Below are 12129 nucleotides of genomic sequence, written 5' to 3' on the forward strand. Positions count from 1 at the left end.
TTGATCAATCCTCTTTCTTCACCGTGCGCTCGATCCAGTCGTAAAGCATCGGCAGCAGGAGCAGCGTGAGCAGCGTGGAGCTGATGATGCCGCCAATGACAACGGTGGCCAAGGGGCGCTGCACCTCGGCACCGGGACCGTGGGCGAGGGCCATGGGCACAAAGCCGAGCGCGGCGACGAGGGCGGTCATCATGACGGGCCGCAGTCGTGTGGCGACGCCATTGAGCACCGCATCCCGCACGCTCATGCCTTCCTCTCGCAATTCGTTGAAGTAATTCACGAGCACGAGGCCGTTGAGCACGGCCACACCGCTCAGGGCGATGAAGCCGACGGCGGCGGTGATGCTGAAGGGCATGCCGCGCAGGCCGAGGGCGATGATGCCGCCGGTCAACGCGAGCGGGATGCCGGTGGCGACGAGCAGGGTCTGCCGCACGCTGCCAAAGGCAAAGAAGATGAGCATCAAAATGAGCACCAGGGCTGTCGGCACGACGATGGCGAGGCGGGCGCGGGCTTCTTGCAGGTTCTCAAAGGTGCCGCCGAACTCGAAGTCGTAACCTTCGGGGAATTTGACCTCTTTTTTGATGCGGGCGGTGGCCTCGTTGACAAAACCTTCCATGTCGCGGCCTTTGACACCGACGAGCAAAGCGGCACGTCGCTGCGTGCGGCTGTGACGGATAGGATCGACGGTTTTTTCAGTGCGGATGTCCACCGCATCGCCAAGCGCGATCATGCCGAAGTCGCCGACACGAAGCGGGAGAGATTTCATCATATCCTCCTTGGAGCGATCTTCTTCAGGAAGACGCACGACGATGTCGCGCTTGCGATTGCCCTCGACAACCTGACCGGCAATCTCGCCGCCGAGTCCGGAGGAAACGGCACGGTTCAGCTCGGCGAGTGGGACGTTGTATTTGGTGAGCACCTCACGTTTCACCTGCATCACGACGCTGCTGGGCCGACCGTCGGTTTCCAGTTCGGCCTCGCCGCCGGGCGTGTCGTTGATGATGTCCTTGATCTGGTTGGCGAGTTTTTCGAGCACGTCGAAGTCGATGCCGTAGATGCGCACAGCGAGCTCCGCCTTGGTGCCTTCCATCATCTCGTTGAAGCGCGTCTCGATCGGCTGGCCGAACTCGATGGTCTGGCCTTCGTGCTCACGCAGCGCTTCTTCTTCGATGGCGGTGCAGAGTTCTTCCTTCGTCGTCGGCATGCCGGGGCCTTTGGGCCATTCGTTGAGCGGTTTGTAGAAGACGTAGAAGTCGGTCTCGTTCGGCGGCATAGGGTCAGTGGCCACCTCGCTGGTGCCGCTGCGGGTGAAGAAGCGGGTGACCATGGGGAACTTCTCGCGCACCATCTTACCGAGCTCGAGATCCTCGTGGACTGACTCTTTGAGGTTCATGCCGACTTTGCGGTAAATCATGGCCGCAATGCTGCCTTCATCGAGTTTCGGGACGAACTCCGCGCCCAGTGTGGTGAAGCGCCAGCCGCAGAAACCGAAAAAGCCGATGGCGATGAGGGTGACGACCCAGCGGGCTTTGATGGCGAGGCGCAACAGCGGCTGGAAGATGCGGTTGAGTCCGGCGATGATCCAATTCTCCTTCTCATTGATGTCGCCGCCGAGGAAATAGGAACACATCGCGGGCATGAGTGTGAGAGCGAGCAGCAAGGCACCAATGAGGGCGAAAATGACTGTCACGGCCATCGGGCGGAACATTTTCCCCTCAATGCCGGTGAGTGTCAAAATGGGCAGATAGACGATGGTGATGATCAGAACGCCGAAAAACATCGGCGAGGCCATCTGCTTGCTAGCGGCGAGCACTTCGCGGCTGCGCTCCTCCCGCGTCAAAATGCGACCGAAGTGGTGCTGCTTGATTCCGAGCCTGCGAACGATGTTTTCGACCATCACGACGGCACCGTCGATGATGAGGCCGAAATCGACCGCGCCGAGGCTCATGAGATTGCCCGACCATCCGCCCTGAACCATGCCGCAAATAGCGAAGAGGAAGGAAAGTGGGATGGCGAGCGCCACGATGATCGCCGCACGCCAGTTTCCGAGCAGAACGAGCAGAACGACGACCACGAGCACGGCGCCTTCGACGAGATTTTTCTCCACGGTGCCGACGGTGGCTTCGACGAGATCGCTACGCTCATAAACGATGGTCACGTCCATGCCTGGAGGCAGTTTTTCGCGCACCTCTTCGAGTCGCGGAGCCACACGATGGCAGACGACGCGGGCGTTTTGGCCCATGAGCATCATCACGGTGCCGAGCACGACTTCCTCGCCGTCCATGGTCGCTGCGCCACCGCGAAAGCCGGACCCCCACTGCACTTTGGCCACGTCCTCGACTTTCATCGGCTGCACGGCGGCTCCGAACTTGATCGGCAGCTTCGCGATCTCCTCCGCCGTGCTCACACGGCCGACGCTGCGGATGGTGAGCTGCTCGCCATCGCGATTGATGACCCCACCGCCGGCGTTTTCGACGTTGCCACGAATGATGTCGGCCAATTCACCCACGGTCATGTTTGCGGCTTTCAGTTTGTCGAGCATGGGCTCGACGGTGACCTGACGCTGATGACCGCCGTTGCTGTTGATCTCGGCGACGCCCTGCACGGTGCGCAGCATGGGTTTGACGATGTACTCGTGTGTTTCCCAAAGACGCATCAATCCTTCGCGTTCATCGGCGGGTTTCTCCTTGGCGTCCTTCTTCCAATGCAGCGTGTAGTAGAAGATTTCGCCGAGGCCGGTGCTGATCGGCGCGAGGCTGAGCGAACTGCCAGGCGGCAGGTCCTGCATGATCGCCGTGAGACGTTCGGTGACGAGCTGGCGGGCGCGGAAAATGTCCGTGCCGTCTTCAAACTCGATCGTGACCTGGCTGAGGCCGAATTTGGTGATGGAACGCGAATCGAGCACGCCGGGCATGCCCGCGAGCGCCATTTCGATGGGCCGCGTGACGGCGCGTTCAGATTCCTCCGGCGCGAGGGCCGGCACGGCGACATTCACCTGCACCTGCGGGCCAGTAAGATCCGGCACCGCATCAATGGGCAGATGCATGAGTGAATACACACCTGCTCCGAACAGGCAAAAGGCACCGAGCAGCACGAGGGCGCGCTGCCGGACGGAAAACTCCAACAGGAAATTGAGCATGGCCGTGGGTGAAAAGGTTACTGGGCCAGTTTGGTGCCGGTGAGCTGCTCTAGCTGAAGGCGTGCATCGACCGCGCCAAGCTGAGAAGTGAGCACGGCGGTGACAGAACCGATGTATTGACGCTGAAGCTCCGTGTAGGTGGAAAGTGGCAGGGCGCCGAGACGATAGTGCTCATCCGCTTCGGCTGCGGCTTTGCGGAAGCCATCGAGTGTGTCCGAGGGCCATTTAACGAGTTCCTCGACATGGAGGCGATAATGGCTGGACTGCGAGGCCACATCACGCTCGAGCTGGCGCAACTGCGCGGTGAGCATGACCTCGGCCTGGACTTCCTTGGCCTTGGCGGAGTCGATGGCGCCTTTGTTTCGGTTCCAAAGAGGCAACGGGATGGAAATGCCGATGCCGACCTGGGTTTCGCGGGTCTGATTGCTCTGACGCTGCACATACGGAACCACGGTGATCGAAGGCCAGCGTTCGTTTTGTGCGAGCTTCACCGCATAGCCCTGCTGCTCGACATCCAGAATGCGGGCGCGGAGGTCGAAGTTCTTCCGGCGGGCATCCGCGAGCAATGCCTCAAGTGCCGGAGGCGGATTGAGTGTGAGATTTTCCATGCGCAGTTCCAGCGGGTGCTCGGCCTTCTCACCCAGAAGCTGGTTGAGCTCGAACCGGGCGGCTTCGAGCTCGTTTCGAGCAAGCGTGGCCTCAGAACCGAGTGTGAGGGCGCTGGCCTGGATGATGCGCGCTTCAAGGCGTGGCGCTGCACCTGCGGGATCGCGCTGAAGCAGCACATCCGCGAGGGATTTGAAGCGTTTGGCGACTTCCTCGGTCGCACGGGTTTTTTCCTGCGCGGCGAGCATCTTCCATGAGATGGTACGCACGCGCGCGGCGAGCGCGGCGCGGAACTGCTCGATGCCGAGCTGGGCGAGTTCGATGTCTTTTTGCGCGATGGCCTTGCGCAGGGAGAGACGACCGGGCCACTCAAAGGTCTGAGTGAGCTGCACGGCCCAGGTGGGGCCGTCACTGACGGTATTGGTGGCGAGATCGCGCACGCGCCAGTTTCCGACGCCGGTCATGAGGTCAGGGTTTTTGATCTCGCCCGCCTTGGTTTTGCCGCCTTGGGCCACATCAATCTGCGCTTCGTAGTAGCGAAGCTCTGGATGCGTGGCGAGGGCTCTTTGAACAAGTGAGTGAACGGTGACGGGCTCGGCGGAGGCGGTGACGGACAATAAGAGGCTGAAGAATAAGGATGTGGATGTTTTCATAGCGCGTGTTTTTCGAAAAAGGTGGAGGTTGGGCTGCCTTCACGCCATGCGTGGACGTGAACGGCGTGCGATCCGCAGCGGCGGATCACGGTTGATTTCAACCACAAAACCTCAGCAGAGCATGAGCGTCATGCCGACCTTTAATTCCAGGCCGGGCGACCATGTCGGAGCCTCAGTGTGACGGACAACCTGTGTCCGCACTGCCAACAAAGGCGTCTTCAACCATGTCCAGGCAAATGGAGCGGCAAGACAGGTCGTCTCCAGATCCAACGAAAACCGCCGCAGCATGCGCGAGGCATCTTCAACGTCTTTGAAGGACAACACATGGTCAGGTTTGTCCATGTTGGTTGTCTGGGCAAAGACTGCGATGAGAACATTGAGGACATCGTGCTGGTGAACCTCTGCTGGACTCGCCGACTCCTCATGGGTGAGCACGACTGTCACCGCCCCCTCCGATGAAGCCCCGACTTTGACCGCATGCCCGCCATCCAGCCAGGCTGCTGTCAGGGCAAGCGCAGGAGCAAGCCCCTGCGACGACAGAAGCCACCCCAGCAGCAGCAGCAAATGCACCGCCCGTGCGAGCGGGGATGTGCCTTGCTGATGACGGAGGGAGTTCATTCTACTTGATCTTAAGGATAGTTTGCCTGCGACGATGCGCCAGCCTCAAAAACGACTTCAGAAAGAATTCATTGCTGGTTTTTGAGCGCTGCGTGGCTGTAAGCCTCGCCAATCACCTCGCCATTTTGCAGCACCTGAACTGAGTATCCATGATAACGATGGCCGGTTTCGTCCACCTTTTTGAACTGCACACGCCTGCCGCTGCCGGTGCGCTCCGAGTGCTGAGGAGTCCAGTTAAAGACCACCTTGGCCGTGCTGACATCCGTAAACCGGCCCGAGGGCTCGACATTGAAGGTTTGTTCACCCGCTTTCTCCAAAATAATCTCGTCGGTTCCACGCTGAAGACTATCGGCGTAAAGCGCCCATTTTAGAGTGAGCCCCTCCATCGGCAGAGGGGTGGGGTTGGTGACGCGAACGATGAGGTTGTAGGCACGGCTCTGGTCAGGAGAGCCGCGCTCCTTGTCCTGGCGCTCGCCATGGATTTGAACTTGGATGGAAACCTTGGGTGTGCCGGCGTTGGCTTGGATCGCCAGAGTGAAGAGACTGCAAATTAATAGGAAGGATTTCATAAGAGGGTATGGGAATAAAATGACACGGATCTCCCTTGGAATGAGAGGGGGGGCACGATCCCGCGACAAGGGAGGTCCGAACAAACCGGCGACCGTGCGAAGCTGAGGCTGTGTCTATCTCAGCAAAGCTCCCTGCAGAGCCTGCGATGCAGGCGCACTCCGACACTGGATTGCAGAGGCGCTGCCACATCCAGGCGAGTTCCCGCCGATGGAACGAGCAGTGTGCTCAGCAGGGCCGGGAAATCAGCCCAGTCAGCGTCCATCACATGAGGATCAAGCGCTTGGGCAAATGACGCCTGGTCATCACCATCTGACACCAAGGCATGTGGCTGATCTTTTTCACTGACTGCCCCTGGCACAGAGCACGCCTCCAAGCCGACTGGCAGGGCCAGCAGCAAGGCGAGGATGCAGAGCATCCAGTTGGCGGAACGCATTTTCACTCCCCGTAAAACGCGACAACCAACCCTGTCTATCACTTCATGGTTGCGCTTAACCAGCACAATTTTGTCATGCGCTTTGCGCCAGCTTGCGCTTCAGCTTGCGCAACAGCTCGGCATTCCCTTCGAGCTCCTCCATGAGCAAGGTCAGCACATCCAAGGTCTGGCGGCTGATGTGGTGCTCCATCCCCTCCACATCCTCGTGGACAGTCTGAGGGTCCAGACCGAAGCCCGCCAGCAAACGCGTGAGCACCTCATGCCGTCGGGCGATCTCCGCGCCCACTTTGCTGCCTTCCTCGGTCAAAACCACGCCGCGATAACGCTCGTAAATGACAAAGCCCTCCGCATCGAGCTTTTGGATCATGTTGGTCACACTGGCCTGGGAGATGCCCAGGTTTTGTGCGATGTCCACCACGCGGGCGTAGCCCTTCGAAGCGATAAGATTGTGAATCTGCTCAAGGTAATCTTCGATGGCTGGAGAGCCTAGGTGGCTCGTGTGTTCCTGACGTTTGGGTGGCATGGGCGCAGAAGTAGCCAGAAGCGGGCTGCGGCAAAGAGGAAACTCCCGGTGATGGAAATGAAAGTTAGACCAGGCTAAAATTTCTACTTGCCCATCAGTCTGACTTGATGTTTTTAGCCCAAGCTAACTTTATCATGCGAGCCAATCTTTTCAAAGCCAGTCTTCTGCTCACCTGCCAGGCCGTCTTCGGCATCGAACCGGTGCGCCCCATGAGCACCGACCGCCCGGACACCACCGAGTCTGGTTACACCGTGCCCGCCGGGATGTTCCAGGTGGAGATGAGCTTATTCGATTACGCCCGCGATACCGACCGCGGAAAGGTGGCGGACCAGTGGATCTACGCCCAGACCAATCTCAAAGCCGGCCTGACGCAAAGCACCGACCTCCAGGTGATCCTCAACAGCCACGCTGTGGCGGGCGAGTCCGAGCGCGGTGACGCCACCCGCACCTCCGGCTTTGGCGACATCACAGTCCGCTTGAAGCAAAACCTCTGGGGCAACGACAGCGGCACGACAGCGCTCGCCCTCATGCCCTATATGACCATTCCAACCCATACCAAGGTCAGCGACGAAGCCTGGGCAGGCGGCCTCATCATGCCGCTCTCGGTCACTCTGACGGACCGGATGGCCCTCGGTCTGATGATCGAGGGAGACATCGTTCACGACACGGACACCAATGGCTACGATCTCGAATGGCTCCACTCCGCCACGCTCGGCTTCGCGCTGACGGAAACACTGGGAATGTATGTGGAAATCGTCGGCATCACCGGCCAGGATGCCAACTACCAGGGAATTTTCGACGCGGGCCTGACTTTTGCTGTGAGTGACTCCCTCATCTTTGACGCGGGCGTGCGTATTGGCATGAACCGCCCCGCACCCGACCTCGGTGTCTTCAGCGGCGTGAGCTTTCGCTTTTGATCTTCCATGAAACAACTCCCCTTCCTCCTCATTCTCTGCGCCTCCCTGGTTTCCTGCGGCCCGTCTGCTGAAAAACAAAAAACAGGCCCGAAGCGCATCCTGACCACGTTCACCATCCTCCAAGACATCGCGCAGAATGTCGCGGGCACGGCGGCCATCGTGGAATCCATCACCAAGCCGGGCGCGGAGATTCACGACTACGAGCCGACGCCGCTGGATCTCGTGAAGGCGCAGGACGCTGATCTCGTGCTGTGGAACGGCCTGGGGCTGGAGCGCTGGTTTGAAAAGTTCCTGCAGCAGGTGAAGGACGTGCCCAGCGTGGTGCTCACCGAAGGCATCGAACCGATGGGCATCGGCGAAGGACCTTACAATGGCAAACCAAACCCGCATTCCTGGATGTCGCCCGCGAACGCGATCATTTATGTGGAAAACATCCGCAAGGCACTGGTGAAGCTCGATCCCGCGAATGAGGCCACCTACACGAAAAACGCCGCCGCCTACACCGCCGAACTCCGCGCCGTGGATGAGCCGGTGCGCAAGAAGCTGGAGGCCATTCCTGCGGACCAGCGCTGGCTCGTGAGCTGCGAAGGTGCCTTTTCCTACCTGACGCGCAACTACGCCATGAAGGAGCTTTATCTCTGGCCCATCAACGCGGACCAGGAGGGCACGCCGCAGCAGGTGCAAAAGGTTGTGGACACCGTGCGGGCAAACAAAATCCCGGTCGTGTTCTCGGAAAGCACCATCAGCGACAAGGCCATGCTGCAGGTGGCGAAGGAAACCGGTGCGCGCTACGGTGGCGTGCTGTATGTGGACTCGCTCACCAGCGACGACGGCCCCGCACCGACGTATCTGAAGCTCCTGCAATACAACGCTGACACAATCGTGAAGGCGTTCGCCCATCCCTGACAATGCACGATACCACCCCGCCGCTCTCCATTGAAGTCGCCGATGTCACCGTGGCGTACACCAACGGTCACGTCGCGCTGCGGGACGCCTCGTTCACGCTCGGAGCTGGCACCATATGCGCCCTGGTCGGCGTGAACGGCAGCGGTAAGAGCACGTTGTTTAAAGCCATCATGGGTTTCCTGCGTCCGGCGAAAGGCAGCGTGCAGATCGCGGGGCTCACCGTCGAAGCATCCAGAAAGCGCAAGCTCGTCGCCTATGTGCCGCAGAGTGAGGAGGTGGACTGGACTTTCCCGGTCAGCGTCTGGGACGTGGTGATGATGGGCCGCTACGGCCACATGAACTTCATGCGCATCCCGCGTGCCGAGGACAAACGCATCGCGCAGGAATGCCTGGAGCGCGTGGGCATGAGCGACTTCACAGACCGCCAGATCGGCGAACTCTCCGGAGGACAAAAGAAGCGCGTCTTTCTAGCCCGTGCCCTGGCGCAACGCGGCCGCATCATGCTGCTGGACGAGCCTTTCACCGGCGTGGATGTGCAGACGGAGTCCGCCATCATCGAACTGCTGCGCGACTTGCGTGAAGAAGGCCACATCATCCTCGTTTCCACCCACAACCTCGGCAGCGTGCCTGAGTTCTGCGATCAAGTCGTGCTCGTGAACCGCACCGTGCTCGCCTTCGGTCCCACTGAAAAGGTGTTCACGGAAGACAACCTCACGCGTGCCTTCGGCGGCGTCCTGCGGCAGTTCCGTTTCGAGCAATCGACGATCCAAGAGCACGATGGCAGAACCGTGAAGTTGCTCACTGACGACGAACGTCCGCTGGTCTTCGGCAAGGACGGCCATTTGGAGTACACGGATCGACTCGGCAGGGAGAAACTGGTGAAGGAGCGGGAGAAGGAGGTGGGCGAGTGAATCTTTTCGTTCGTAGTCCCGCCTTCAGGCGGTCTGCAAAGAACCGGCTAAAGCCGGAACTACAGTGCCATGACTGACCTTCTCACCCCCTTCCATTACGATTACATGGTGAAAGCCATCCTCGTGAGCGGCCTCATCGGCGGTGTGTGCGCGTTTTTGTCCTGTTTCATCACACTGAAGGGGTGGTCGCTGATGGGCGATGCGTTATCTCATGCGGTGGTACCGGGCGTGTCGCTGGCCTGGCTGCTGGGACTGCCGTTTTCTGTCGGAGCGTTCGTCGCGGGCATCCTGGCGGCGCTGAGCATGGGCTGGGTGAAGAATCACTCACGTCTGCGCGAGGATGCGGTGATCGGCGTGGTTTTCACCAGCTTTTTTGCCCTCGGCCTGCTGCTGCTCTCGCTGTTTCCGAGCAATCTCAACCTGCGCACGATCATCTTTGGCAACATCCTCGCCATCTCCGATCCCGACATCCTTCAGGTGCTCATCATCTCCGCCGTTTCCATCCTCGTGCTCGGGCTGAAATGGCGCGATCTGCTGCTCTACTGCTTCGATGAGAGCCATGCCCGCAGTCTGGGGCTGAACACGCGATTTCTGCACTTCCTGCTGCTCGCGCTGCTCTCCGCCACAGCCGTCGCGGCCTTGCAGACCGTGGGCGCATGCCTGGTCGTGGCCATGCTCGTCACACCGGGGGCCACGGCCTATCTATTGACCGATCGCTTTGGCAAAATGCTCATCATCGCCACGATCACCGGAGTGACATGCGGTGTGGTGGGCGCGTATGCCAGCTACTTCCTGAACGGCTCCACCGGCGGCTGCATCGTGGTTTTACAAACACTCGTCTTTCTCGTCGCACTCGTGCTCGCACCCAAGCACGGCCTCCTCGCCGCACGCACTCAGCGCCGCGCCGCCGCCATGTCATGAACCTGCTCACCCCCTTCCAATACAGCTTCATGATCGAGGCGCTGCTCGTCGGCGCTCTCGTCGGGGCCGTGTGCGCGGTGCTCTCATGCTACCTAGTGCTCAAAGGCTGGTCACTCATGGGCGACGCCATCTCCCACGCCGTGCTGCCCGGCGTGGTCGGTGCCTACATGCTCGGTCTGCCGCTGCCCGTGGGTGCGTTTGCCTCCGGCCTGTTGTGCGCCACGGCCATTGGCTGGATCAAATCCAACACCCGCATCAAAGAAGACACCGTCATGGGCATCGTCTTCACCGGATTATTTGCCTTCGGCCTCGTGCTGTTTACCAAAGTCGAAACAGAAGCGCATCTGAACCACATCCTGTTCGGCAACATCCTCGGCATCGAACGCGATGACATGATCCAGACCATCACGGCCTCGGTGCTGACGCTGCTGGTCATCCTGTTCATGCGCAAAGACCTGCTGCTGTTCTGCTTCGACGCCGCCCATGCCCGCGCCATCGGCCTGAACACCAACCTGCTCCACTATGTGCTCCTGGGCCTGCTGGCGGCTACCATCGTCGCCTCGCTCCAGGCCGTCGGCATCATCCTCGTCGTGGCCATGCTCATCACCCCCGGCTGCACCGCCCGGCTGCTTACCGATCGCTTCGACCACATGCTGCTCATCGCCGCCGGCTCCTCCGTGCTAGCAAGCTGCCTCGGTGTCTATGTCAGTTTCTTTATCAATGGGGCCACCGGTGCCTGCATCGTGCTCGCGCAAGCAGCTTTGTTCGCCTTGGCCTTTGTTTTTGGCCCCAAGCACGGCCTGATCGCCGCGCGCAAACGGCTGGCTTGACGACTCCGGCACGCGCCGCCATATCAGCGGCCTTATGCGCATCCTTTCCGGACTTCAACCCAGCGGCAGACTTCACATCGGCAATTACTTCGGCATGATGAAGCCTGCGCTCAAGCTGCAGCATGAAGGCGACGCCTACTACTTCATCGCCGACTACCATTCCCTCACCTCCGTGCAGGATGGCAAGGCCCTGCGCGGCTATGTGCGCGAACTCGCCGTCGATTTCCTCGCCTGCGGCCTCGACCCGACGAAATGCGTCTTCTTCCGCCAGAGCGACGTGCCGGAGCACTGCGAACTGGCCTGGATCCTCAGCACCGTCACACCGATGGGCCTGCTGGAGCGCTGCCACAGCTACAAGGACAAGATCGCCCGTGGCCTTCATGCCTCGCACGGTCTCTTTGCCTATCCCGTGCTCATGGCGGCGGATATTTTGATGTACGACAGCGATGTCGTCCCCGTGGGCAAAGATCAGAAGCAGCACGTCGAGGTCACCCGCGACATCGCCATCAAGATGAACGAAACCTTCGGCGAAGGCCTCTTCAAACTGCCGCAGCCACGCATCCAGGAGGCCACCGCCGTCGTCCCCGGCCTCGACGGCCAGAAGATGAGCAAGAGCTACGACAACACCATCCCGTTGTTTGAGGAGCCCGGACCTCTCAAAAAGAAAATCATGGGCATCAAGACCGACTCCACGCCCGTCGAGGCCCCCAAGCCCGTCGAAGGCAGCAGCATCCTCGCCCTCTACAAACTCGTCGCCTCCGAGGCCGATTACGACACGATGGTGAACGACCACCTCAACGGCGGCGTCGGCTACGGCGACTTCAAAAAGCGCCTGCTGCAAGGCGTCACCGACTACTTCGCCCCCTACCGCGCCCGCCGCGATGAAATCCTCGCTGACAAGGGCTATGTGGACAAAGTCTTATCCGAAGGAGCCGAGAAAGCCCGCGCCGTCGCACGCAAGACGCTCAGCCGCGTGCGTGATGCGGTGGGTTTGGGGTGAGGCGAAGCAAAGTAGCCATCATCGCTCCGCGTGATGAGCATGGCGCTCACGCCCTCACGCGGCGCTTTCGAGATTCGGAATCGTTTTATTTCTGCGCCAGCT

Annotated in this window: 12 protein-coding genes; 6 read left to right on the top strand and 6 right to left on the bottom strand. The window is 60.2% G+C overall.

The genetic code is table 11. The annotated features are described in order from the left end of the window. Positions 1–4 precede the first annotated feature (4 nt). The 6 genes from ACILSI_RS03840 to mntR all read right to left on the bottom strand — a co-directional run bounded on the left by ACILSI_RS03840 (position 5) and on the right by mntR (position 6542). The gene (locus ACILSI_RS03840) at positions 5–3139 is read right to left on the bottom strand and encodes an efflux RND transporter permease subunit (protein ID WP_395720524.1); all 3135 of its coding nucleotides are present in this window, start codon (positions 3137–3139) and stop codon (positions 5–7) included. Positions 3140–3156: 17 nt separating this feature from the next. Continuing rightward, positions 3157–4398 (bottom strand): TolC family protein, encoded by a 1242-nt coding sequence (locus tag ACILSI_RS03845; protein ID WP_395720525.1) that lies wholly within the window; start codon positions 4396–4398, stop codon positions 3157–3159. A 111-nt stretch (positions 4399–4509) separates the two neighbouring features. Next, positions 4510–4962, bottom strand: a complete 453-nt coding sequence (locus ACILSI_RS03850; RefSeq protein WP_395720526.1) for a hypothetical protein — start codon at positions 4960–4962, stop codon at positions 4510–4512. Between the two features lie 122 nt (positions 4963–5084). Then, positions 5085–5585, bottom strand: coding sequence for a hypothetical protein (locus ACILSI_RS03855; RefSeq protein WP_395720527.1), 501 nt, complete (start codon positions 5583–5585; stop codon positions 5085–5087). Positions 5586–5704: 119 nt separating this feature from the next. Then, a complete protein-coding gene (locus ACILSI_RS03860; protein ID WP_395720528.1) occupies positions 5705–6019 on the bottom strand; it encodes a hypothetical protein in 315 nt (104 codons plus the stop codon). Positions 6020–6092: 73 nt separating this feature from the next. After that, the gene (gene mntR / locus ACILSI_RS03865) at positions 6093–6542 is read right to left on the bottom strand and encodes a transcriptional regulator MntR (RefSeq protein ID WP_395720529.1); all 450 of its coding nucleotides are present in this window, start codon (positions 6540–6542) and stop codon (positions 6093–6095) included. Between the two features lie 134 nt (positions 6543–6676). Here mntR and ACILSI_RS03870 point away from each other — a divergent pair, with 134 nt between their 5' ends. The 6 genes from ACILSI_RS03870 (at position 6677) to trpS (ending at position 12027) form a co-directional block, all read left to right on the top strand. Next, a complete protein-coding gene (locus ACILSI_RS03870; protein ID WP_395720530.1) occupies positions 6677–7459 on the top strand; it encodes a transporter in 783 nt (260 codons plus the stop codon). Between the two features lie 6 nt (positions 7460–7465). Then, positions 7466–8365, top strand: coding sequence for a metal ABC transporter substrate-binding protein (locus tag ACILSI_RS03875; protein WP_395720531.1), 900 nt, complete (start codon positions 7466–7468; stop codon positions 8363–8365). Positions 8366–8367: 2 nt separating this feature from the next. After that, on the top strand, positions 8368–9276 hold the full coding sequence (locus ACILSI_RS03880; protein WP_395720532.1) for a manganese/iron ABC transporter ATP-binding protein: 909 nt from the start codon (positions 8368–8370) through the stop codon (positions 9274–9276). Between the two features lie 69 nt (positions 9277–9345). After that, positions 9346–10197, top strand: a complete 852-nt coding sequence (locus tag ACILSI_RS03885) for a metal ABC transporter permease (protein WP_395720533.1) — start codon at positions 9346–9348, stop codon at positions 10195–10197. After that, on the top strand, positions 10194–11027 hold the full coding sequence (locus ACILSI_RS03890; protein ID WP_395720534.1) for a metal ABC transporter permease: 834 nt from the start codon (positions 10194–10196) through the stop codon (positions 11025–11027). Before ACILSI_RS03885 ends, ACILSI_RS03890 begins: the two co-directional genes overlap by 4 nt. 34 nt (positions 11028–11061) lie before the next feature. Beyond that, complete coding sequence (gene trpS / locus ACILSI_RS03895) at positions 11062–12027, top strand: tryptophan--tRNA ligase (RefSeq protein ID WP_395720535.1); 966 nt, start codon at positions 11062–11064, stop codon at positions 12025–12027. Positions 12028–12129: the final 102 nt, after the last annotated feature.

Source organism: Prosthecobacter sp., from assembly GCF_044232965.1.
Classification (GTDB): domain Bacteria; phylum Verrucomicrobiota; class Verrucomicrobiia; order Verrucomicrobiales; family Verrucomicrobiaceae; genus Prosthecobacter.

What these genes read in the sequence shown, in the direction of transcription:
- ACILSI_RS03840 (WP_395720524.1), bottom strand. Translation starts at nt 3,139, where the DNA reads ATGCTCAATTTCCTGTTGGAGTTTTCCGTCCGGCAGCGCGCCCTCGTG.
- ACILSI_RS03845 (WP_395720525.1), bottom strand. Translation starts at nt 4,398, where the DNA reads ATGAAAACATCCACATCCTTATTCTTCAGCCTCTTATTGTCCGTCACC.
- ACILSI_RS03855 (WP_395720527.1), bottom strand. Translation starts at nt 5,585, where the DNA reads ATGAAATCCTTCCTATTAATTTGCAGTCTCTTCACTCTGGCGATCCAA.
- ACILSI_RS03860 (WP_395720528.1), bottom strand. Translation starts at nt 6,019, where the DNA reads ATGCGTTCCGCCAACTGGATGCTCTGCATCCTCGCCTTGCTGCTGGCC.
- mntR (WP_395720529.1), bottom strand. Translation starts at nt 6,542, where the DNA reads ATGCCACCCAAACGTCAGGAACACACGAGCCACCTAGGCTCTCCAGCC.
- ACILSI_RS03870 (WP_395720530.1), top strand. Translation starts at nt 6,677, where the DNA reads ATGCGAGCCAATCTTTTCAAAGCCAGTCTTCTGCTCACCTGCCAGGCC.
- ACILSI_RS03875 (WP_395720531.1), top strand. Translation starts at nt 7,466, where the DNA reads ATGAAACAACTCCCCTTCCTCCTCATTCTCTGCGCCTCCCTGGTTTCC.
- ACILSI_RS03880 (WP_395720532.1), top strand. Translation starts at nt 8,368, where the DNA reads ATGCACGATACCACCCCGCCGCTCTCCATTGAAGTCGCCGATGTCACC.
- ACILSI_RS03885 (WP_395720533.1), top strand. Translation starts at nt 9,346, where the DNA reads ATGACTGACCTTCTCACCCCCTTCCATTACGATTACATGGTGAAAGCC.
- ACILSI_RS03890 (WP_395720534.1), top strand. Translation starts at nt 10,194, where the DNA reads ATGAACCTGCTCACCCCCTTCCAATACAGCTTCATGATCGAGGCGCTG.
- trpS (WP_395720535.1), top strand. Translation starts at nt 11,062, where the DNA reads ATGCGCATCCTTTCCGGACTTCAACCCAGCGGCAGACTTCACATCGGC.